Origin of the sequence: Oscillatoria salina IIICB1, from assembly GCF_020144665.1 — a bacterium.
Taxonomy (GTDB): Bacteria; Cyanobacteriota; Cyanobacteriia; order Cyanobacteriales; family SIO1D9; genus IIICB1.
The window spans coordinates 60,853-83,103 of record NZ_JAAHBQ010000001.1; the positions used below are offsets into that span (position 1 = coordinate 60,853).

The following is a 22,251-nucleotide window of genomic DNA, read 5'->3' on the forward strand; positions in this document are numbered from 1 at the left end:
CTAAATGTAGGCGATTTCTGGGACTATAACTTTGACTCTGATAAGGTTTGAGTAGTTTCCCCAAGCAGCTATTCTTTGGTCTGACCAAATTGTAGACAAAAAATTTGCTGCTGGGGATGACACTTGCTAAACTCAAATGCCATAATTATGGCAATGTTCGCTATAGTCTGGATGGCACTAAGTTGGTTGTTACTCAGGGAAATCAAACTTTGGTTAGTCAATATGTGACTGCTTGGTATTAATTACTAAGTTTAAATTTTATATGGTCGGGGCGATCGCGGGGGGATTGCCCCTACTTGTTAATTAATTAATTGGCTTGTTTGTTTTCGGTATTTTCGACAATTTTTTCGACTTCTTCCATTGTTTCGGTAGGGTCAGTTTTGGCTGAACTAACCACGTAGTTGAGTTTAATTTCTTCGAGTAAATCGGATAGTAATAATTCTAGTTCAGCGAGAGTTTCTTTGTTGCGTAGTTCGTTGCGTAAAGCCCGACTGAAATCGTGGGAAAAGCGGTCAAAAAGTTGGCGACCTTCGACATCGGCATAAGAAGATGCTAACACATCAACTGCTGCTTCTGCTAATTGATTGGCTAAGTTTTCTAGAACTTCGGCTGGTAAATTTCCTAGTCCGGGAACTTTTTGCATTGTCTGATAAAAATCAGAATCTTGAAAAGCATTCCGCAGGGAATAATGAAGTAATTCTTCTAATTCTGGTTGTACTTTTGGCAAAACTTTGTAAATTGTCAAATTTAAGATTTTGTCAGTAATTACTTCAATTTCGTTGATCTCGTTGACGGCTTTGTAGGGTTGGGGATATAGTAGCGATCGCGCTAACTCTCCTTGGACTACTGAGTCTTTGGCTTGATTGATAATTCGCACTAGGACAAATTGGGAAATTCTGTCTGAGAGGTAGGCTGCGGGTTCGTGGGTAATTTGGGCTAAGACTCTTTCGGTATTGACTAATTTGCTTTTATGTACTTTGACCATGACGGGGATGATTCGCAACCATCGCCAAACTGGAAATAACATGAAAATATCGTACCAGTGTCGCAACATTGCGTCTAATAAATGAACTTTTGGCTGACGCAAACTCATCAGAAAACTGCGACTTATATATTCAATGGCAAAAAAGCCGACGAAGAAAACATCAATGCGCCAAAAATCATCGATAAATTGACCGTAGTCGTCAACGTAACGAAAATAATTAGTGTTAATTGCTGGTCGGATTTTGCTGTCAAAAAAGCTTAATTCTGATTCTACGCCAGCGCTAGTTAAACGATCGGAATTCCAAAATTGAGTGAAGGCGGTATCATCAGAACGGCTGTTCGTGTGCTGCCGCATCAAGCGTTTGATTTTCGCAAAAGTAGCAAATTTTCCGGCGGCTAAGAAAGGATTTTCGTCAATCATTTCTGCGCTTAAATAACGCAATTTTTGCAAAATTTGTTCTGTTTCTGGAGTAAATTCTGGTGCTGTTAATAATTCGGTTTCTAAACGATCGACCGTGTGAAGATAATTTTGAGTAAATTCTTCTGGTTCAATGCCTTTAATGGGATCGTATACTTGAACGATCGCCGGAACGTGACGCAGATAAAAATCGCGCATTGGCACGTAGGCAATGTTAAATAATACCAAAAGCAAATTGATTACTGCAATCAGGGCGATCGCCTTTTCCCACCAGGGGATGGTAGCAGCTTGCGATGGAGTTGGGTTGCTGAAAGTTTCAGTATTAGTCATAATCTATCGGTGAGCGAGCAACTTGCGCTATTTGTTTATTTTCCCATGCTCGATCGCTCTTTTTCCCCAAAAAGCCGATCTGCATTTTTGCCTACATATAGCGGGTTAATTGCACTCGATAGCGTTCTTTTTTGGTTATCGAAACTTCGCCAACTTCTAAGCGTCCTTTTCCACGTACGGAAATTAAATCTCCCGATCGCACATTATGACTTTCTTTGGTTACTTCTTTCCAATTCACTCGCACGTCACCAGAGGAAATTAGATTTCCCATTTTACTACGTGACATTCCAAAACCTGCGGATGCGATCGCGTCTAAGCGCATGGAAGCTTCCACTGTCGTCATTTCTTTCTTTTTCGGGGGACGTACTTTTAATTCGCCGATTTCAATCGGTTGTACTTTCACCGGAACCGATCGCACTTGAGTTAAATTAGTTTGTAGAAATTCTCCCAATTCGGGAACGACAATGACTTGCGCTCCTCTTTCCCCTAAAACCACAATATCGCCAACTTTCTCCCGAACTACCCCAGTCCCCAAAATTGCACCGAGAAAGTCGCGATGAGTAGCAGGATCGAAGAGAAAATTACCTGCTATATCCAAAGCTACCAGATCCACCTGCGATCGCTCTAAAGGTAATTCTTCGCGCACTAAAGCCACTCGTTGTCGTTCCGCTTGCGGATAACCTCCCCATTCACAAATCTTGACTTCTGTCAAGGCTTTAAATTGTCCTTGAACTTCCGCCAACTCTGGTGGTGCGAGAAAATCCGTTAATACCACTTCCCAAGTTTTAATTGCTTGTTCCGCTTTATCAATAACGCGAGCAACAGTTTCGCGATTTTCAACTCCTTTTAAAATTTCTTCTCTGGGTAACATTTGCTAACAGGTAATTAATGATTATTAAAAGTAGCTATAATTAAGAAGATTGCTCCACATAACCTTGAATATTTTCCGGTTCAAACTGACGCAGAACGCGAGTAGCAAGACTTTTCACCGCTTCCGAACCCTGGACAACAATCAAATACTTACCAGCATTGAGTCGATTACGATAAGGTAAAGCATCGCCGCTACCAATTGATAAACCAACACCACCACCGATAAAATAAGCGCCCATCGCCCCTCCGACAGCGCCAAAAAGTCCACCAATAATGTGATTAATCAGTGGGCTAACCGAACTCACAATTTCAATTCCCGTTTGCAAATTAAAAACATAACCAGCAGCGAAACCAAAAGGAATCAACCAATAACTCATTTGCTGGAAACGCTTCGTCCCTTGTTCGTTGGGGTCAATTAAACCAAACTCATCAGCACTTTGATAACCTTCACCGAGAATCGTAATTTTGTCAGCAGGTATACCGCCATCCTTTAAAGCATTGTAAGCTTGTTCGGCTTGTAAGCGAGTGGAAAGTACAGCAATTAAATAGTTCATCGTTGTTGTATTATCAATTCATAATAGTTCGACTACATTGTTAAATTAACAGTTTACCGCGTTAGAGTACCTCTATCGTTAGTCCTCTTTAGCCTTTCAGCCTCACCGCCAAGCTTCGTGTCAGCAAAAAAAATGGAAAACTTTTAGAGGATTTAAACAATTGTAGGCGCATTTACCTTTACAATATCGTACTGCGGCAAGTCCTGCGTTGTGGGCTAAGGCAGATCGTCTCGAACCCGACATCGCTTCCGCAATTTCATCTCAACTCAAGTTAAATTCTATGTCTAAAGTTCTAGTTTCCGACTCGATTAATCAAGCAGGAATTGATATTCTCTCGCAAGTCGCCCAAGTTGACGTAAAAACTGGGCTACCTGCCGAAGAACTGGTAAAGATTATGCCAGAATACGACGCTTTGATGGTTCGTTCTGGGACGAAAGTTACAGCCGAGATTATCGAAGCTGGTAATCAGCTAAAAATTATTGGACGTGCGGGAGTTGGCGTTGATAATATCGACGTAGCTGCGGCAACGCGCAAAGGGATAGTCGTCGTTAACTCTCCCGAAGGAAATACGATCGCGGCTGCGGAACACGCTTTAGCGATGATGTTATCTCTTTCGCGTCACGTTCCCGAAGCTAACCAATCCCTCAAAAGTGGGAAGTGGGATCGTAAACTTTACATGGGTTCAGAGGTTTACAAAAAAACCTTGGGTGTCGTTGGTTTGGGCAAAATTGGCTCTCATGTGGCTACAGTAGCACGAGCAATGGGGATGAAAATCCTCGCTTACGATCCGTTTATTTCCGCCGAACGAGCAGATCAACTCGGTTGTCGTTTGGTAGACTTAGATTTACTCTTCTCCGAATCAGATTACATCACGCTGCACGTTCCCAAAACCCGCGACACAACTCATTTAATTAATGCGGAAGCGTTAGCGAAAATGAAACCTACCACTCGAATTATCAATTGTGCGCGGGGCGGGATTATCGACGAAGTAGCCTTAGCCGAAGCGATCGCCAATGGTAAAATTGCCGGGGCGGCGTTGGATGTCTTTGAGGAAGAACCTTTAAAAGAATCGCCTTTGCGGGATTTGGGAACCAAAGTAATTCTCACTCCTCACCTCGGCGCTTCTACCGAAGAAGCCCAAGTCAACGTCGCCATTGACGTAGCCGAACAAATTCGCGATGTCTTGCTAGGACTTCCCGCGCGATCGGCTGTTAACATTCCCGGACTCAATCCTAACGTTCTCGAACAATTACGTCCTTATATGCAACTCGCGGAAACTCTCGGCAAATTGGTGGGACAATTAGCTGGCGGTAGGATCGAAATGCTAGACGTGCGTTTACAAGGAGAATTAGCGAGTAATCAAGCTCAACCCTTAGTTTTAGCAGCCCTGAAAGGCTTACTCTCGATCGCCCTTCGCGAACGAGTAAACTACGTTAACGCCAGTATTGAGGCAAAAGAACGAGGGATCAGAGTAATTGAAACCAGAGACAGTTCAGTTCACGATTATTCTGGTTCGTTACACCTAATCGCCAAAGGTTCATTAGGAGAACATTCCGTCACCGGGGCTTTATTAGGCGATCGCGAAATTCGCATTACCAATCTCGACGGTTTCCCGATTAACGTTCCTCCCACCAACAATATGCTGTTTACCCTCCACCGGGATATGCCGGGAATTATTGGTAAAATTGGCTCGCTCCTGGGTAGCTTTAACGTTAACATTGCCAGTATGCAAGTCGGCAGAAAAATCGTGCGTGGCGATGCAGTCATGGCATTAAGCTTAGATGACCCCCTCCCCGAAGGAATTTTGAGCGAAATCACCAAAGTTTCTGGCATTCGTGATGCTTACACGGTAAGTTTGTAGGAGTCGTGGATTTTGGATTACAGATTTTGGATTTGGGATTGCCTTTCGGCTGTGGCAGAGAAAATGCTTACATTCAAAAACGAGTAATGGTCAGCAAAGCTTTAATCTTAAATCCAAAATCAAAACCACTAAAATCCATCATCAGAACTCATCGAGTCAGCAAAAAACCTGATTTGGTGAAGTCTGCATTCTCAATCGTGTAAGTTATGGCAAATAGCTGGTGGGAAATTAAGATTCTCTGCGATCCAACCTTGGAAGATTTAATTTATTGGCGGTTGGAAAAATTTGGTTGTCGGGGAATGGCAAGCGAGATTAAAGGCAAATCGCGCTTAATCCGTGCCTATATACCGCAAATCTCTGCCGAGTTATTAGATTTAGCAGCTTTATCTTTGTGGTTGCGACAAGATGCCTTGACTTTAGAATTATCGCCCCCAGTCATGAAGTGGCATTTAATTGATGAAGAAGACTGGGCGAGTAGTTGGAAACAACATTGGCAACCGCAAGAAATTGGCGATCGCTTTTTAATCTATCCAGCTTGGTTACATCCTCCGCAAGATTCGGAACGAATTGTAGTTCGTCTCGATCCTGGTGCCGCTTTTGGTACTGGAACTCATCCTACCACTCAGCTTTGCCTTGAATCTTTGGAAATGCGCTTTAGCTTTAATGCCAAAAATACTGTCGTTGCGGATATTGGCTGCGGTTCGGGAATTTTGGCGATCGCGTCAGCGTTACTAGGGGCACAAAAAGTTTATGCTGTGGATATCGATCCTTTAGCAGTACGCGCCGCAATTAACAATTCACATCTCAATCAGATCGACCCAGATATTATCGCTGTCGAACAAGGTAGTATCGAACGAGTAATCGATTTAATTGACGAACCCGTAGACGGCTTTTTCTGTAATATTCTCGCCGAAGTAATCGTTGATTTGATTCCTCAAATGAACGATCTCGCCAAACCCGATACTTGGGGTATCCTTAGCGGTGTTCTCCTCGAACAAGCTAAACCAGTCGCTGATACCCTGGAAGAACACGGTTGGGTTGTCGCTACCCTTTGGAAGCGCAAAGAATGGTGTTGTTTCAATATTCGGCGATCGTAATTTCTTGGGGATTAGGGATTAGGGATTGGGGATTAGGAATTAGCAGTTATCAGTGAAAAGTGACCAGTTATCACATTTACCAGTTATTAGTTTATCTTCCTTGTTTTCTCAGTCTCCCTTGTCCTCCCCCTCTTCCCCCTCTTCCCAGTCCCCAATCACCAGTCCCCAATCACCAATCACTAACTTATGAAACAAATCTCCAGACGTACAGCGTTAAAAATTCTTGGTGTCGGTGCAGGTTCCCTACTTTTATATTCTCGCTTTGCTAAACCTCAACCGACAATATTTCAACAAGATAAATTAGATTTACCGCGCTACTTAAACAATAAAAAAACAGTAGTAGTCGTCGGTGCAGGTTTAGCCGGATTAGCTTGCGCTTACGAACTCTCTCAACGTGGTTTTGCAGTCACTTTATTAGAAAAATCGCCTCAATTGGGTGGCAAAATTGCTAGTTGGAAAATTCAGGTTGAAGAAGAAGAATTCATGATGGAACATGGTTTCCACGGTTTCTTCCCGCAATATTACAATCTGAAGAGTTTAGTTGCAGAATTAAAAATTGAGGACAACTTTCAATCCTTAGAATTTTATTCCTTACTTTTCCGTAACGGTAAATATCAACCAGAAGTATTTCGCCCGAATAATTCCGCCTTTCCCTGGAATATAATTGATTTAGCGATCGCGTCCCCAAATCGGTTTCGTTGGGGTATCAATTTAACTAAATTCTCTCATTGGCAAGTCTTTCGCGCAATTACAGGTTTCCAAATTCCGAAAACTTTTCGCAACTATGACGAAATTACTGTCACTGATTGGGTAAAATCCGGCTTTCCTCAAGGACTTTACGATTTATACTTCCTTCCCTTCGCGAAATCAACCCTGAATGCACCAGATAACCTCAGTGTGGGAGAATTATTACAATTCTTTCACTTCTATTTCTTTGGCAACCCCGAAGGACTAGCATTTAACGGTACAACCGATGACATGGGAACCAGTTTAGTCCAACCCATCGCAAAAGCAATTCAACGCAACGATGGCAAAATTATCACTCAAGCAACCATCAGCAATATTCACTGGAAATCCGGTAAAATAGACTCACTCAGCTACCAACAAGGAAACACTCAAACCAACATTCCTTTTTGGGTACAACGTAATTATCTCATCCCAGAAGACAATTTAACCTACTACGGCACAGCAGATAACGTCTTTGCAACCAAACCCAACGACACCGAAGCCATCTCCTTAACTTGCACCCATCAAGGTTGCACAGTCCAACCCCAACCAGACGGAAAATTCCTTTGTCCCTGTCATGGAGCATTATACGACAGCAACGGCAAAGTTATCGCAGGTCCAGCCCCAAGAGACTTACCGCGCTTCCAAATCCTCGAAAACCAAGCCGACTCAATCCAATTAGTTGCCACCACACCCGCACCACCCCAAGCCAAAGCAACCATAAAAGCAGACTACTACGTTTTCGCTGCCGACGTACCCGGAATGCAACAAATATTTAACTTAAGCACAGGAGACATTAATCCAGAAATAGCCAACCAAATCGAAAAATTAGCGATCGCCGATCCCTTCGCAGTCGCTCGTTTTTGGTGCGATCGTGACTTCAACTGGCAACAAAGTAATTTTACCTCACTTTCCGGCTACGCACTCACCGACAGCATCACCTTATATCATCGCATCCAAACCCAATTTATCAAATGGGCGCAACGTACTGGCGGTAGCGTCGTCGAATTACACGCATATTGCTACAAAGAAAGCCAATTTCCCACCCAAGAAGCACTTCTCACCACCTTCGAGCAAGAACTATATGAAATAGTACCAGAACTAGCCAACGCAAAGATACTCCACCGCGAATTAGTCAACCAAAAAAACTTCTCCGGGTATCCCACCAACAGTTACGAAGAGCGTCCCGAAACTACCACATCTGTTCCTAATTTAATCTTTGCAGGCGATTGGGTCAAGATGCCCTTCCCCTGTGGTTTAATGGAAAGAGCAGTCAGTAGCGGATTACTCGCAGCCAACGCCATCCTCCATCAGCAAAACCTCCATCGCCGAAAACTCCTTTCAGTCAACCCAGAAGGCTTATTTAAAATTTAACCACAGATAAACACAGATAATCTCAACTTAGCGCTTTCCTTTGCGACTTAGCGACTTTGCGCGATTTTTTTACAACCATGCTAAAAACCAACAACCCAAACCCAATATTAACCAACAAATTACTCAGAAAAAAACAAATTATAGCAGAGAACGAGTTAATGAGGACATCCTCATTTTCGGAAAACCTTGCTAGTATAATCTCTTATCGCTGTTTACTGTTCACTGTTATAGCGTCTTCCTTTGCGACTTAGCGACTTTGCGCGAATTTTCTTACCAACCATGCTAACAACCAACAACTCAAACCCCACCACTAATTTTAACATTCGCACCTGCGGAATTAACCCCAACCACTGGTACGTCGTCGCCCGTAGTAACGAAGTAAAAAACAAACCCCTAGGAATCACCCTTTGGAAACAAAAAATTGTCCTTTTTCGTGACGAAACTGGAAACATTTGCGCCCTAGAAGATCGTTGTCCCCATCGTCAAGTTAAACTCAGTAGTGGTAAACTTATTAACAATCAGCTTGAATGCGTCTATCATGGCTGGAAATTTTTGTCAACCGGGGTATGTATCAGCGTCCCTTATCTAACAGCAAAACAAAAACTTCCTAGCTGCAAAATTCGCACTTATCCAGTCAAAGAATTAGACGGATTTATTTGGTTATTTCCCGGAAAAAACGACCCAGAATCAATCGCCCCCCTCGGAATACCAGAATGGGAACACCTTAATTATATCGCCACAGTTTCCCTAATTGAATGTCCCGGACACTATTCTTATTTAATTGAAAACTTAATGGATATGTATCACGGACATTTACATGATAACTATCAAGCTTGGGCAGCAGCAAGCCTAGAAAAGATAGAAGTAAAGGAAAATAGAATAGACGCACATTATCAAGCCCAAAGTTATTACAAAATCGATAAAATTTGGTCAATTTCGCAGTTATTTTTCCCTGCTTTGCGTCGCCTCCATCCCGAACCCTTAAACGTAAGTTATATTTATCCTCATTGGCTGTCAACCTTGGGAAATGACTTCAAAATTTATTGCTTATTTTGTCCAGTAAATGAAACTTATACTCGCGCTTATTTAATTCACTTTACTTCATTAAATGCCTTCTGGCGCTTGCATAAATTACCGATTTGGTTTAGGAAATTCATCAAAAATAGTTTATTTGGTTCGGCGCAAAAATTACTCGATGGTTTAGTCGAGCAAGATATTGCTATGATTGCGGAAGAACAACAAGCTTATTTAGAAAATCCCCAACTTCGTAACTACGAATTAAATCCGGTAATTAGCAGAGTCCAAAAGTTAATTCAAACTTTTTCGCTTTCTGACTCTGGTAGGTAATGCTAATATTGAGACTCTCCTTCATGTCTAACGAGTAATAAAAATTGGCAAAGCTAACTTTACAAGATAAAGAGAATATTAGTGATATGTATATAAACGAATTTAAAGCAGAATTGATTAGAGCAAAAGAACGCATAAAACAAAATAGTTTTCTTTGGGCTTATCCCATAGCTCTCGCACTACAAAAAAGTCCCTATTTTTTAGCAATTCAATGGCTTATAGAATGCTTACAGATATACTTATATGAATTTAAATCGCCCAGAATTTCCGAGCTTAATAAATACATTCAGCAAGCAAGGGATTTGTCAAATATTTTAACCTTTTTGCAGTGTAACGAAATAGCTCAAGAAATATGGTATTTATCTGGAAGGGACGAAATTCAAACTGCTATTGCTCGACTGTGGTGGTCTATTTCAGCTTTTAATAACGGAAAAGAACATGGTGGAATAATGGAAGTCGTTGCAGCTATTGAGTTAATACTACCTGATACATCCAATTGTCTTCTACTAGATCGATATCTACAAGTTGCTGTAAAAATTTATGAAGAATACGAATCACAAAACTAAACTTTTCATCCTTCCTCGTCTCTGGTTCCCTGCCAGAGTCAGGGAACGCGAAACTGAGGCTCTGCCTCCAGTAAAATGATAAGTAATCGGACAAAAGTTTTCCTCGCTGTATATATTTTTGTAAATACGGCTCAAATTATCTTCAGTCGGAGCTTAGAAACGTTTTTTGATTTATTAGTACAGTTCTGTTTGTTTCTGTCCGACTACTTAATGAGGAAAATCGTGAGGTAAAGCTCGCCATTGACATCCTTCCGAAAGCAGATACATAATTGCATTCACAACTTCTCGAATTTCAGTTTCTCTTTTTCTTCCTCGCTTTTTAGCTTGAGGCAGTAATGGTTCAAGTATTTGCCATTCTGAATCAGTTAAATAATAACTCTTTGTTTATTTTCTTGTGAAAAAACTAAACTGAGGTTCTGCCTCTAGTAAAATGATGAAGAATGGAGGCAGAGCCGAGAAACGAGAAGATAATCTGGTTCCCTGGCTCCGCCGGGGAACATCAACTGAGGCTCTGCCTCTAGTAAAATGATTATCGAAGCAAGAGCCTGGCAAAAGGATTTTTCGATAGAGCGAGAATTTGGGTGAAGCGGAGCCGAAAAAAATGGGACGTAGCCGTTACAAAGTTTTAGGGAATCAACCTCACTTTATCACTTGCACTATCGTCAACTGGATACCTATTTTTGGCAAACCTGAATTAGCCCAAATTATTCTCGACTCTTTAAGTTTTCTCCAAAAGAAACAACGACTCACTTTGTACGCCTATGTAATTATGGAAAACCATCTTCACTTGATAGTTTCTGCTGTTAACCTCTCTAAAGAAATAGGTAATTTTAAATCATTTACAGCACGTTCAATTATCGATACTCTCAAGGAAAACAAAAACAATCACTTATTAAATCAACTCGAAGTTTTCAAACCAAAACATAAAACGGCTCAACAATATCAGCTTTGGCAAGAAGGATTTCATCCCCAGGCTATTTTAAGTGAGGAGATGTTGCTACAAAAGTTAGAATACATTCACAATAATCCTGTCAAGTGTGGCTATGTAGATGAACCTGGGCATTGGCGTTATTCTAGTTATCGTAATTATTTTGGTCAAAAAGGATTGTTAGAAATTGAAATAATTGAGTAAGTTTCTAGTTCCCAGACGACCCCAGGTAACGCTGAATGGAGGCGGAGCCTCCGAGGTGCATTTCCCGGCAGAGCCGAGAAACGAGAAAGAAGTTTGGTGTTCTGTAACGACCCCAGGTAACGCTGAATGGAGGCGGAGCCTCCGAGGTGCATTTCTCGCCTGAGTCGAGAAACGAGGCAAAACAATAAGTTCACCAAAGTGGCAAACTTATGGGTAAAGTCACATTCCCGGCGGAGCGGAGAAACGAGGAAAGAATGGGGGCAGAGGGACTTGAACCCTCACGACCTTTTACGGTCAACGGATTTTCATTCTCTTGTAGTTTTCACTACTGCTAACTTGAGCTTTGAGAATTGGACTCTCTCTTTACCCTCAGTCGTTGATTTTGTCAACCTGTTAGGGTAGCTCCCGTCGAGTCTCTGCACCTTCCTTGCTGTTTGGCTTGGCTTGGCTCAGGATTGCCTTGTCTATGTTAGATTTAGGTTTCCCTGAGTTTGAGAGCGTTCACTTGTGGGATTTCTCCGACAAGGCTCAATTTTCTTAAGTCCGTAGCGTCTACCATTCCGCCACGCCCCCTTATTTGGTTGTCTGGGAAAGTTGGCTTCTTGTGCTGAAGTTTTTTCCCATTTATCTATTTCAACAGAATTTGAGAGATTTGGCAAGGGTGAGGGGAAATTTTTTTTCGGAGATGGGTTGAGGTGCTGATAAGGTGTTGGGTTATTGCGGCGCTGAAGCGCTGATTACGAACTGTTGAGGTGCTGTTGAGGTGTTGGGTTATTGCGGCGCTGAAGCGCTGATTACGAACTGTTGAGGTGCTGATGAGGTGTTGGGTTATTGCGGCGCTGAAGCGCCGACTACGAACTGAACTGAACTGAACTGAACTGAACTGTTGAAGCGTGGATTAGGAAGTTACTGATAAAATAGTTGGAGTTTTGGAGGAAGGTTATGCCGATTGATTCGACGATGTTACTGGCGTTGTTGTATTTGTCTTTGAGTGGGTTGTATTTGCTGGTGATTCCGGCTTTGCTTTATGTTTATATGAATAGTCGCTGGTATGTGGTGAGTTCTTTTGAAAGGGCGTTTATGTATTTCCTGGTGTTTTTCTTTTTTCCAGGGTTGTTATTGTTGAGTCCGTTTTTGAATTTTCGCCCGAAGCGTCGTAATCTGGGAACGTAACTGATGCGAAGAATTGATGCGATCGCGATCGCGTTTGGTGTTTTTGTCGCTGGTGGGGCTATTTATCTCCTCTTTCGCGTAGTGGGGTTAGATAGCCAAAATGCGGGTATCTGGAGTCAGGTTTTGTTAATCTGCGGGCTTTTGGGTTGGGTTTCTAGTTATCTGTTTCGGGTGGTAACGAAGAATATGACTTATAACCAACAGCTTAAGGATTATGAGGATGCTGTGTTACAAAAACGCCTGGAAGAAATGTCTCCAGAGGAGTTGGCTAAGTTACAGGCTGAGATTGAAGCTGAGGGAGATTAGGGGACTGGGGACTGGGGACTGGGGAGGTGGTGACTGGGGACTGGGGACTGGGGACTGGGAAGAGGGGGAAGAGGGGGAAGAGGGGGAGGACAAGGGGGACAAGGGGGACAAGGGGGACAAGGGGGACAAGGGGGACAAACTGATAACTGATAACTGTTCACTGTTCACTGATAACTGATAACTGATAACTGATAACTGTTCACTGATAACTGATAATTCCCTCTTCCCAATCCCTAATCCCCAATCCCTAATCCCTAATCCCCCAGATATGAGAGAATAAATTACGCTCTGGCAAGTGAATTTGAAAATGACCTCGGTTTCTGATTGTTTTGAATCTCTGAAAAAGCGTTCTGAGTGCGCTTTTATTCCTTTTTTGACGGCGGGAGATCCCGATCTACAGACTACAGCAAAAGCGTTAAAGGTTCTCGATCGCGCTGGTGCGGATTTAATTGAGTTAGGGGTTCCTTATTCCGATCCTCTCGCGGATGGTCCGGTAATTCAAGCGGCGGCGACTAGGGCTTTGCGCCGTGGGGTAAAGTTGGAGAATGTGCTGCAAGTTGTTCAGGATGTGGCACCGGAAATTAAAGCGCCGATTATTTTATTTACTTACTACAATCCGATTTATTATCGGGGAATCGAGGCATTTTTAAAGCAGATATCTGAGGCTGGAGTTAAGGGTTTAGTTGTCCCGGATTTGCCTCTGGAAGAAGCAGAAAGCTTGTTGAAACCAGCCGCAGAGGAGGGGGTTGAGGTAACTTTATTGGTCGCGCCTACGAGTCCGAGAGAGAGGATAGAGGCGATCGCCAAAAAGTCCCAAGGCTTTATTTACCTGGTGAGTGTTACTGGGGTGACGGGGATGCGCGCAGCGATGCAAAGCCGTGTCAAGGATTTATTACAAAGTCTCCGCAGTGCCACTGATAAGCCAATTGGGGTTGGTTTTGGGATTTCGACACCCGAACAAGCGAAACAAGTGCAAGCATGGGGCGCAGATGCGGTAATTGTCGGTAGTGCGTTTGTGAAGCGTTTGGCTGAAGGAACGCCAGACTCAGGATTAGCGGCAATTGAGGAGTTTTGTGGGAGTTTGAAACAAGCGATTTCTTAGGAATTCCTGACTTAAACTCGGCTACGGACTCAAAAACATTCTTAAAGATAATAGTCACTCGGCGATCGCCACTGTATCCTGAACTGCGGAAGTGGCTATATATAGGAGAAACAATGTTCAATAATTCGGAAGCAATTATCGAAAAAATTGAAGCTAGGGAGATTTTAGACTCTAGAGGTCGTCCGACGGTGGAAGCTGAGGTACACCTCGCTAGTGGTTGTATTGGTGTCGCCCAAGTTCCTAGCGGGGCTTCTACGGGTACTTTTGAAGCCCATGAGTTACGGGATGAGGAAAGCCGTTACAACGGTAAAGGTGTTCTCCGGGCGGTTCGCAATATTAAGGAAAAAATTGCCACGGAAGTAGTTGATTTGGATGCGTTGAATCAAGTTCTGATTGATGAGACGATGATTCACCGCGATGGTTCGGCGAATAAGTCGAATATTGGCGCAAATGCAATTCTGGCGGTTTCTTTAGCGGTGGCTAAAGCGGCGGCGGAAGAGTTGGGATTACCTTTGTATCGTTATTTGGGTAGTCCTCTTGCTAATATACTTCCTGTACCGTTGATGAATGTAATTAATGGCGGCGCACACGCGGCGAATAATGTAGACTTCCAAGAGTTTATGATTGTACCTGTAGGTGCGCCAAATTTTCAGGAAGCTTTGCGTTGGGGTGCAGAAGTGTTTGCGACTCTCTCGAAAGTGTTAGATTCCCAAGGTTTGCTTGGTGGTGTTGGTGATGAAGGTGGTTATGCGCCAAATTTGCAATCTAACGAAGCTGCTTTAGAATTATTGGTTGAGGCGATCGCCAAAGCAGGTTATCAACCAGGTGAACAAGTTGCTTTAGCCCTTGATGTGGCTGCGAGTGAGTTCTATAAAGATGGTCAGTATGAGTATGATGGTTCTCTTCATTCTCCTGCTGAGTTTATCGATTATCTCGCCCAAATGGTTGAAAAATATCCGATTGTTTCGATTGAAGATGGTTTACATGAGGAAGATTGGGATAACTGGAAGTTGCTAACTGAGAAGCTTGGTAGTAAGGTGCAGTTGGTTGGCGATGATTTGTTTGTTACTAATCCGGAACGTCTGCAAAAAGGGATTGATATGGGTGCAGGTAACTCAATTTTGATTAAGTTAAATCAAATTGGGACTTTAACTGAAACTTTGGCAACGATCGATTTAGCTACTCGCAACGGTTATACTTGCATTATCAGTCATCGTTCTGGCGAAACGGAAGATACAACGATCGCCGATCTCGCTGTGGCTACTCGCGCGGGACAAATCAAAACTGGTTCTCTGTGTCGTAGCGAACGAGTGGCGAAGTATAATCGTTTGTTACGCATTGAGGATGAATTAGGTACTCGCGCTGTGTATGCAGCAACGATTGGGATGGGTCCTCGCGGTAAGGCTTAAGGAGATTAATTAACAAGATATCATGGCTTGGGGCAACCACGGGGGGTTGCCCCAACGTCTTGATTGATGTTTTCATAGATAAAGGGATTAGTTGGTATCGCTTTGGAAAATTTCATCTAATTTGGTAGCTTGTTCTAGAGATTGATAAAGCAGGACTGTATATCGACCGCGTTGAACTGGAGTTCCCGGATTGCGCGATCGCAAGTTTGAGCCTAGCATTTGATTGAGATAGGAAATTAGTTCTCCTTCGGTCAACGCTTGACTACCGCGAAAAGTTTCGTCACTATAAAGTAAATTAACTTCGTATCTTTCCATTAAACCACTAATAGCTTGAAATGCCCAGTCTGTCGGCATGACATCTCTAGCCATTGCTGCGGAACGGGGGGTTGCGGTGGGGAGAGGTTGCGTTACGCGGATACCCACTTGTTCCATCTGGTATAAAGATGCAGAAATACTCTGGATAAATTCATATCTTGTCATGACGCGGTTTCCCCGAAAAGTATTATCAGGGTAACTTGCAACGACACCATACTTTTCAATTAGCGATCGCAAAGCATCATAATAGTAATCGCTGGGGGAAACATCGGTAAGTTCGTCTACGGAAATGATTTGAGCAATGATTGATTCAGTGGGAGTTGTGGTAGTTTGATGGGGGGAGGATTTGGCGATCGCTTTTTCTGGAATTACTATTGCCGCTACTAATGATAGTAAAATTAAGTTTCGCCAGAGATTTTTACTTTTCATTTTTACCACCTCGACTGACAATTTGCTGCCTTTTTTTGATCGTAACTAATTCAGATAAGAAGCCGCAAGATTAGTTTACTTTTCTTTTTTTTTCGCGCATTCGGCGTTAGCCGTTCTCGCAGAGTAGACGCAAAGAGGTTTTATGTAAAGTTAGCACTTTATTTCCATTCACCTTGTAGGGTGAAAGCTGCCCAGTAATAAGGCGCTTTCCATTCAGTTTCTTGCTGCATTTGTTGTTGAGTAATTTGTAATGCTTCTGTGGGTGATTTCCCTTCAGCAAAAAGAAGATGATAAAATCGTGTCATAAATTCTGCTGTTGCGGGATCGTTAACATTCCACAAACTAACTAAAACACGAGGCGCGCCAGCATACATGAATCCTCTTGTCAAGCCAATTAAACCTTCTCCTTTCACTTCTTTACCAAGTCCAGTTTGACAAGCGCTGAGAACAACTAATTCTGCCGATAATTCGAGGTTAAATATATCGTGTAAGCGCAAGAAACCGTTTTGCGGTTCTCCTTTTTCATTGACTAGAGATAAGACAATTCCTGATAGTTCGGGAATTGTACTATTGAGTAATCCGTGGGTAGCAAAGTGAATGGTTCGATATTGATTAAGTTGGGGGTCGGTTGCCGCTTGGCGGTTAGCTTCAAAGCCTAATTTGGCGTTAATTTCACTTGGGGGAATTAATGCCATAATTGCTTCAGCTTCGACCTGAGTACCCTCAAGTCTTTCCCAATCACCAATATCTATGTTTGCCGCCGAACGAGTTAAGAAAAGTTCGTCTAAATTGGGAGGAGAATGCTTTTGGTTATCTGGTATTTGTTTGGTTGAATTTTTAGTTAAACGAGGGTCTTGACTGCTAAAAACTGGGTCGGCAATGATGGCAATGGTTAAAGGAGCTTTTTGTCTTTGATGGTTTTGTTTTCTAATAATATCTAGGGTGGAACTAGAAGGCAGATTAACAATTTCATATTGATTTATTAAAGAAGTAAGCTGACCAGAATTTTTGCTATTTTGCAGAGGTAAAGCGCTAAAAGGTACATAATGTAAAGCACCATCGGGGACAATTAATAAACGTTTTTTATCCAATTGAGTAGCAACTGGAGCTAAAATCATTTGAGATAAAGATACTGAGGTTTGGGATAAACTTGCTGGGGAATTAAGGCTGTTGGTAACTTTTCTCCGAAATTCTTTAACTGCTCGTTCAATTTGTTTTTTTGGGGGTAATTCGTAGCTAGCAAAACTATCTTGAGTCACTACCCACAGATAACTACGTTCTTCACCTAATGAATATTGTAAGAGTACCGTGTCGCGATCGAGGATTTGTTGTTGAACTTCTTTGAGGGTTAAAGGTTGCGGTTGAGTCAGGGCTGCGTAGCGGGGACTGGTAGCCCGAATTTGAGTTTGGATGTTTTCATACTCTTCTAATAGTTGCTCTCTTTCTGCTTCAATGTTTGCTTTTTGAACGTCGGTTGTCGTATTATTGCTATATAATTCGACTCGTCGTTTTTCAATTGCATTGAGTTTAATTTGCAAATTGCGTTCGGCTGCAACTAAATTTGCATCTACACCTTGACGAATATTAGCTTTTGCTTCTAAAAGTAGTTCTAACAAAGAACGAGCGCGAGATTTTTCACTAGCATTGAAAGCTTGTATTTCATAACCTTTACTGGAGTCTTGTTGATGCAGTTGCATCAATAAATTAATATAAAATTCATAGTAATTTTGCACTGTTGCAAAATAGGCGGTACGCAATTTTTGACTATGAAGTGTTGTGCGGAGGTTTTCAATAATTTCTAATGCAGTTTCAATGAAGGGTTTGGCTGCGAGTAAGTTACCTTGTTTTTGGCTAACTTGGGCTAAGTTATACAGGGTGCTTGCTTCTTCGAGTTTGTTACCTGTTTGGCGGAAAAAAGGCAGAGATTGTTGATAATATTCCGCAGCTTGGACATATTGTTGATTATGGTCGTAAACTAAGGCGAGATGAAAGAGAATTTTTCCTGTCAAAACGGGATTTTCTGCTTGTTTTGCTAAAGGTAAGGCGGCGTTGAGAAATTCTAGAGCGCGTTGATATTCGGCTAATTGGTCGTAAACTTGACTAATTTTGTCTAAAATACGGGCTTCTTCGTTTGGTTTGCCCCGACTTGCTTCTAATATAGGCGTATAACGAGCTAGGGCAAGTCTTTCTATGCCTTCTGGTAGGCCTAAATCGGGATCGTTTTTGGCAGCTAAAGCGAAGGCGCTAAAGGCATCTCCGAGGGTTTCTTCTTGTAAGAGAAATAGGGCAAATTCTGTGTTAGCATTGCGGAGACGAACGCCTGATTTCCGGTAGTTTTCTAGGGCGAGATTAAGCTCTCCTACTTCTTCGTAAACTGAACCAATTGCTGTTAAAATTTGGGCTTCATCGATCTGGCGATCGCCAATTTTTTCATATATAGATAAAGCTTCGGTAAATAAGTCTAGGGCTTGTTGATATTCACCTAAAGATTGATAAATTTCTGCTAATTTGGCGATGATTTTTGCGGTTATTTCTGGTTGCTGAGTTAAGTTTTCTGCTTGTTGGAGAGCGTCAATTGCTGGTTGTTTGTCCCCCAAGCGATCGCGTGCTATTCCTAAGCCAATTAATGCTTGAATTTCCCCGGATTTATTCCCTAGTTGGCGATAAATTGCTAAGGCTTTTTCATACTCTTGTACTGCTTGACTGGGATTAATATTCGTGAGTGATTCGCCGCGATTTATTGCTGTCTCTGCGGCTGTTTCTATCTCAGATTCGGCAGCAATTAAGAAGTGGCGGAAAGGTTGATTTTTCCGGTTATTTTCTTTGGCAAAAACGAAATGGGGTAGTAAGATAGTTGCCGCCGTCAGTAACGCGATCGCCGCGACCAATCTTGATTTTCTCTGCGCAAATTTTCTTAATTTCATTGCCCCAAACGAGGCTTTAATCTCGCTTTACACTACCCTAAATTATAGCTCTTTTTTCTAATTTTAGGGCGATTTTAAGCATCTTTTAAACTTTCAGCGATTGAGGTAAAAAGCTGTAGCTAACAAAATTTGATTGCTCATTATTAAGAAACATATTTTTAATTGATTTGCCAATTAAAGTTAAATTACTTAATTGTTTTGGAGAATGAAAAACACATAAATCTTTACTCAGTAAAGTTACTTTGTAGAGACGTTGTAGATAACGTCTCCACCAAATAAAATTAAGGGTAAAATGCCAACTGAGGTAAGCCGAGGGTTTCTTCCCAACCCATCATCAAATTGAGACATTGCACCGCTTGACCAGATTGCCCCTTGACAAGATTGTCAATTGCTGATATAACAATTACGCGATCGGTACGAGGGTCTACTTCCACACCGATGTAGCAGAGATTAGTCCCCGCAGCCCACTTCGTTTGGGGATAGATACCATTCGGCAAAATCTTAACTACCGGAGACGATCGGTAAAAAGCGCTATAGATCGTGAGTAGATCGTCTCTGACCAAACCGGGATCGCGCAGAGTAGCGTAAACTGTAGCCAAAATCCCCCGTACCATCGGAATCAAATGCGGCGTAAACTGAACTCTAACCTCATGTCCTGCCAAATCGCTACAAATTTGTTCGATTTCCGGAGTATGGCGATGGGCTGCGACCCCGTAAGCCCCCAGAGAGTTATCAGCTTCGGCGAGTAACATATTAGTTTTAGCATGACGACCGCCGCCAGAAGTTCCCGATTTAGCATCAATAATCGCCGTTTCCGGAACAATTAAACCTTGTTTGAGGAGAGGCGAAAGTGCTAAAAGACTAGCAGTAGGATAGCAACCAGGACAGCCGATTAATTGTGCCGACTTAATTTCCTCGCGATAAAGTTCCGGTAAACCATAGACAGCCATTGCTGCCGTCTCGCGATCGCTACGCTCTTTTTTATACCACGCCGTATAAGTATCGAGTTCTCGAAAACGATAATCAGCCGAAAGATCGAGAACCTTACAGCCTTTTTCTACCAACTGCGGAGCCAAATCGCAAGCCAAACCATTAGGCAAACCGAGAAAAACCACCTCACAGCGATCGGCGATCGCCTCGAGATCGATTTTCTCCACAGTCAAATTAACCAGATGACCCAAATGAGGATACAAGTCAGAATAAGGCTTTCCAGCACTACTTTCTCCACCCAGATAAACGATCTCCACCAGGGGATGTTCCAGCAAAAGCCGCATCAATTGTACACCTCCGTAACCGGAAGCACCGATTATTCCTACTGGTAAGCGTTGTCCTTCACCCATAGTTTGTTTTTCCTAGTACGCTTGAATACTGTATAACTTTTGCTGCATTTTAATACCAAAAACCGAAACTGAGCAGTATTTTTTTGTCCTCACTCGATCGAAGCAGAATCATCTAACGACGATTATTTAACAAAGCAAGTTAAAATCGGATCTGAGAAGCAATTTGTGCAACTGTATTATCGATTCTCAAAAATTATAGTGGAAGCGCCTCAAACTAACGGATTCAAATTTGACTCGATCGACGCTGCTTTGGCAGATATCAAAGCAGGTCGCGCGGTAGTGGTTGTAGATGATGAAAATCGAGAAAACGAGGGTGACTTAATTTGTGCTGCCCAGTTTGCTACACCTGATATGGTGAATTTTATGGCAGTGGAAGCAAGAGGACTAATTTGTCTGGCTATGACTGGATCTCGTCTGGATGCTCTCGATTTACCTTTGATGGTCAATAATAATCAAGATAGCAACCAAACTGCTTTTACTGTCAGTATTGATGCTGCGCCTCATTTAGGCGTAACTACTGGTATTTCCGCAGAAGATCGCGCTAGAACAATTCAAGTAGCAATTAATCCCGCTAGTCAATCAAATGACTTGCGTCGTCCCGGTCATATTTTTCCGATCCGGGCTAGGGAAGGTGGGGTTCTCAAACGGGCGGGTCATACCGAAGCTGCTGTGGATTTAGCCCGACTGTCAGGATTGTATCCCAGTGGGGTCATTTGCGAAATTCAAAATCCTGATGGTTCGATGGCGAGATTACCGGAGTTATTTGACTATGCCGAGAAACACGATCTCAAAATAATTAGTATTGCCGATCTGATTAGTTATCGTTTGGAATACGATCGCTTTGTTTATCGCGAAACTGTGGCGGAATTACCGACGGAATTTGGTAATTTCCAAATTTACGGTTATCGCAATAACTTGGACAATACCGATCATGTGGCGATCGTTAAAGGCGATCCTGCCCAGTTTCAAGACCAACCTGTGATGGTAAGAATGCACTCAGAATGCTTGACTGGCGATGCTTTGGGTTCGATGCGCTGTGACTGTCGGATGCAACTGAAAGCGGCTTTGAAAATGATTGAAACTGCTGGCGTTGGAGTGGTAGTTTATCTTCGTCAGGAAGGACGCGGGATTGGTTTAATTAACAAGCTGAAGGCGTATTCTCTCCAAGATATGGGCTTGGATACGGTGGAAGCTAACGAACGTCTTGGTTTTCCGGCGGACTTGCGCGACTATGGTATGGGAGCGCAAATGCTGAATGATTTGGGAATCAAGCAAATTCGTTTGATTACAAATAATCCTCGCAAAATTGCTGGTTTGAAGGGTTATGGTTTGGAAGTTGTCGATCGCGTTCCTTTGTTAATTGAAGCTACTGACTATAATTCTACTTATTTGGCGACGAAGGCGAAAAAACTCGGTCATATGCTGTTGCAAACTTATTTGTTAACTGTGGCAATTGACTGGGAAGATGAGATCCAGTCGGTGACGGAACGTTACGAACATCTCGAACAACTGCGTCGGTTGGCGCAATCTCACCATATCGTAGTCCAAGAAGAAGCTAGACCAGTAGCGATCGCGCTTTTTGGCAAACCAGATTTGACAATTCATCTCGGTTTCGACCAAGCTAAATTAGCTACACCCGATTGGTATAAATCGGCTAGTCATCCTTACGTTCAAGCGATCGCCAAAATTCTCGATCGCATCTCGAACGATCCCAAAATCAAACGTTTGGAATTTCTCGTGTCTGCTGGTGACGATCCGATGATGGGTTTACAAGTCAAGTTGGATCGTCAATGTTTCCCTCTCTCGCAAAAACCATCTTCGGTATGCGATCGTTGGGAAACTCAGCAAATTTACAGTTTTAGTAAATTAGGGACTGGGGATTAGGGATTGGGGATTGGGAATTGGGGTTTTCACCTTACCAGTAATCAGTTATCAGTGACCAGTTATGAGTTATCATCTGAGGCACTCCCCTCTAAAACTAGAAACTCCCACTA

At 42.6% G+C, this 22,251-nt stretch carries 18 protein-coding genes and 1 pseudogene; 12 read left to right on the top strand and 7 right to left on the bottom strand.

What is annotated here, in order from left to right:
• The first annotated feature begins 116 nt into the window (after positions 1-116).
• Positions 117-242: a hypothetical protein gene (locus G3T18_RS25400; protein ID WP_263480217.1), complete on the top strand. Its 126-nt coding sequence runs from the start codon at positions 117-119 to the stop codon at positions 240-242.
• A gap of 65 nt (positions 243-307) precedes the next feature.
• Here G3T18_RS25400 and G3T18_RS00150 read toward each other — a convergent pair whose 3' ends face one another.
• The 3 genes from G3T18_RS00150 to G3T18_RS00160 all read right to left on the bottom strand — a co-directional run bounded on the left by G3T18_RS00150 (position 308) and on the right by G3T18_RS00160 (position 3,156).
• Entirely contained in the window at positions 308-1,732 is a 1,425-nt protein-coding gene (locus G3T18_RS00150; RefSeq protein ID WP_224408483.1) for a hypothetical protein, read from the bottom strand.
• A 91-nt stretch (positions 1,733-1,823) separates the two neighbouring features.
• Positions 1,824-2,603 carry a photosystem II S4 domain protein gene (locus G3T18_RS00155; protein ID WP_224408484.1) on the bottom strand — a complete coding sequence of 260 codons (780 nt, stop codon included), beginning with the start codon at positions 2,601-2,603 and terminating at the stop codon, positions 1,824-1,826.
• Positions 2,604-2,643: 40 nt separating this feature from the next.
• On the bottom strand, positions 2,644-3,156 hold the full coding sequence (locus G3T18_RS00160) for a hypothetical protein (protein WP_224408485.1): 513 nt from the start codon (positions 3,154-3,156) through the stop codon (positions 2,644-2,646).
• Between the two features lie 280 nt (positions 3,157-3,436).
• Between G3T18_RS00160 and serA the strand changes: the two genes are divergently transcribed.
• The 5 genes from serA to G3T18_RS00185 all read left to right on the top strand — a co-directional run bounded on the left by serA (position 3,437) and on the right by G3T18_RS00185 (position 10,127).
• Positions 3,437-5,017, top strand: coding sequence for a phosphoglycerate dehydrogenase (gene serA, locus G3T18_RS00165; RefSeq protein ID WP_224408486.1), 1,581 nt, complete (start codon positions 3,437-3,439; stop codon positions 5,015-5,017).
• Between the two features lie 206 nt (positions 5,018-5,223).
• On the top strand, positions 5,224-6,114 hold the full coding sequence (prmA, locus tag G3T18_RS00170) for a 50S ribosomal protein L11 methyltransferase (RefSeq protein ID WP_224408487.1): 891 nt from the start codon (positions 5,224-5,226) through the stop codon (positions 6,112-6,114).
• 186 nt (positions 6,115-6,300) lie between these two features.
• A complete protein-coding gene (locus G3T18_RS00175; protein WP_224408488.1) occupies positions 6,301-8,214 on the top strand; it encodes an FAD-dependent oxidoreductase in 1,914 nt (637 codons plus the stop codon).
• A gap of 279 nt (positions 8,215-8,493) precedes the next feature.
• On the top strand, positions 8,494-9,561 hold the full coding sequence (locus G3T18_RS00180) for an aromatic ring-hydroxylating dioxygenase subunit alpha (RefSeq protein WP_224408489.1): 1,068 nt from the start codon (positions 8,494-8,496) through the stop codon (positions 9,559-9,561).
• A 44-nt stretch (positions 9,562-9,605) separates the two neighbouring features.
• Entirely contained in the window at positions 9,606-10,127 is a 522-nt protein-coding gene (locus G3T18_RS00185; RefSeq protein ID WP_224408490.1) for a hypothetical protein, read from the top strand.
• A 207-nt stretch (positions 10,128-10,334) separates the two neighbouring features.
• Here G3T18_RS00185 and G3T18_RS25820 read toward each other — a convergent pair.
• A pseudogene (locus tag G3T18_RS25820) lies at positions 10,335-10,484 on the bottom strand (transposase); the annotation flags it as partial.
• A 244-nt stretch (positions 10,485-10,728) separates the two neighbouring features.
• Here G3T18_RS25820 and G3T18_RS00195 point away from each other — a divergent pair.
• The 5 genes from G3T18_RS00195 (at position 10,729) to eno (ending at position 15,249) form a co-directional block, all read left to right on the top strand.
• Complete coding sequence (locus tag G3T18_RS00195; RefSeq protein ID WP_224408491.1) at positions 10,729-11,259, top strand: REP-associated tyrosine transposase; 531 nt, start codon at positions 10,729-10,731, stop codon at positions 11,257-11,259.
• A 942-nt stretch (positions 11,260-12,201) separates the two neighbouring features.
• Complete coding sequence (gene ndhL / locus G3T18_RS00200) at positions 12,202-12,432, top strand: NAD(P)H-quinone oxidoreductase subunit L (protein ID WP_224408492.1); 231 nt, start codon at positions 12,202-12,204, stop codon at positions 12,430-12,432.
• A 3-nt stretch (positions 12,433-12,435) separates the two neighbouring features.
• Positions 12,436-12,738, top strand: coding sequence for a DUF3007 family protein (locus G3T18_RS00205; protein ID WP_224408493.1), 303 nt, complete (start codon positions 12,436-12,438; stop codon positions 12,736-12,738).
• A gap of 307 nt (positions 12,739-13,045) precedes the next feature.
• Positions 13,046-13,840, top strand: coding sequence for a tryptophan synthase subunit alpha (trpA, locus tag G3T18_RS00210; protein ID WP_224408494.1), 795 nt, complete (start codon positions 13,046-13,048; stop codon positions 13,838-13,840).
• A 113-nt stretch (positions 13,841-13,953) separates the two neighbouring features.
• On the top strand, positions 13,954-15,249 hold the full coding sequence (eno, locus tag G3T18_RS00215; RefSeq protein ID WP_224408495.1) for a phosphopyruvate hydratase: 1,296 nt from the start codon (positions 13,954-13,956) through the stop codon (positions 15,247-15,249).
• 87 nt (positions 15,250-15,336) lie between these two features.
• Here the strand turns inward: eno and G3T18_RS00220 are convergent, their stop codons facing one another.
• The 3 genes from G3T18_RS00220 to argC form a co-directional block, all read right to left on the bottom strand.
• On the bottom strand, positions 15,337-15,993 hold the full coding sequence (locus G3T18_RS00220) for an S-layer homology domain-containing protein (RefSeq protein WP_224408496.1): 657 nt from the start codon (positions 15,991-15,993) through the stop codon (positions 15,337-15,339).
• Positions 15,994-16,151: 158 nt separating this feature from the next.
• Positions 16,152-18,917 (bottom strand): CHAT domain-containing protein, encoded by a 2,766-nt coding sequence (locus G3T18_RS00225; RefSeq protein WP_224408497.1) that lies wholly within the window; start codon positions 18,915-18,917, stop codon positions 16,152-16,154.
• Positions 18,918-19,198: 281 nt separating this feature from the next.
• The gene (gene argC, locus G3T18_RS00230) at positions 19,199-20,257 is read right to left on the bottom strand and encodes an N-acetyl-gamma-glutamyl-phosphate reductase (RefSeq protein ID WP_224408498.1); all 1,059 of its coding nucleotides are present in this window, start codon (positions 20,255-20,257) and stop codon (positions 19,199-19,201) included.
• Positions 20,258-20,452: 195 nt separating this feature from the next.
• Between argC and ribBA the strand changes: the two genes are divergently transcribed.
• Positions 20,453-22,141 carry a bifunctional 3,4-dihydroxy-2-butanone-4-phosphate synthase/GTP cyclohydrolase II gene (ribBA, locus tag G3T18_RS00235; protein WP_397333895.1) on the top strand — a complete coding sequence of 563 codons (1,689 nt, stop codon included), beginning with the start codon at positions 20,453-20,455 and terminating at the stop codon, positions 22,139-22,141.
• Positions 22,142-22,251 lie beyond the last annotated feature (110 nt).

Coding starts and splice junctions, on each gene's coding strand:
- G3T18_RS25400 (WP_263480217.1), top strand. CDS start 117: ATGACACTTGCTAAACTCAAATGCCATAATTATGGCAATGTTCGCTAT.
- G3T18_RS00150 (WP_224408483.1), bottom strand. CDS start 1,732: ATGACTAATACTGAAACTTTCAGCAACCCAACTCCATCGCAAGCTGCT.
- G3T18_RS00155 (WP_224408484.1), bottom strand. CDS start 2,603: ATGTTACCCAGAGAAGAAATTTTAAAAGGAGTTGAAAATCGCGAAACT.
- G3T18_RS00160 (WP_224408485.1), bottom strand. CDS start 3,156: ATGAACTATTTAATTGCTGTACTTTCCACTCGCTTACAAGCCGAACAA.
- serA (WP_224408486.1), top strand. CDS start 3,437: ATGTCTAAAGTTCTAGTTTCCGACTCGATTAATCAAGCAGGAATTGAT.
- prmA (WP_224408487.1), top strand. CDS start 5,224: ATGGCAAATAGCTGGTGGGAAATTAAGATTCTCTGCGATCCAACCTTG.
- G3T18_RS00175 (WP_224408488.1), top strand. CDS start 6,301: ATGAAACAAATCTCCAGACGTACAGCGTTAAAAATTCTTGGTGTCGGT.
- G3T18_RS00180 (WP_224408489.1), top strand. CDS start 8,494: ATGCTAACAACCAACAACTCAAACCCCACCACTAATTTTAACATTCGC.
- G3T18_RS00195 (WP_224408491.1), top strand. CDS start 10,729: ATGGGACGTAGCCGTTACAAAGTTTTAGGGAATCAACCTCACTTTATC.
- ndhL (WP_224408492.1), top strand. CDS start 12,202: ATGCCGATTGATTCGACGATGTTACTGGCGTTGTTGTATTTGTCTTTG.
- G3T18_RS00205 (WP_224408493.1), top strand. CDS start 12,436: ATGCGAAGAATTGATGCGATCGCGATCGCGTTTGGTGTTTTTGTCGCT.
- trpA (WP_224408494.1), top strand. CDS start 13,046: ATGACCTCGGTTTCTGATTGTTTTGAATCTCTGAAAAAGCGTTCTGAG.
- eno (WP_224408495.1), top strand. CDS start 13,954: ATGTTCAATAATTCGGAAGCAATTATCGAAAAAATTGAAGCTAGGGAG.
- G3T18_RS00220 (WP_224408496.1), bottom strand. CDS start 15,993: ATGAAAAGTAAAAATCTCTGGCGAAACTTAATTTTACTATCATTAGTA.
- G3T18_RS00225 (WP_224408497.1), bottom strand. CDS start 18,917: ATGAAATTAAGAAAATTTGCGCAGAGAAAATCAAGATTGGTCGCGGCG.
- argC (WP_224408498.1), bottom strand. CDS start 20,257: ATGGGTGAAGGACAACGCTTACCAGTAGGAATAATCGGTGCTTCCGGT.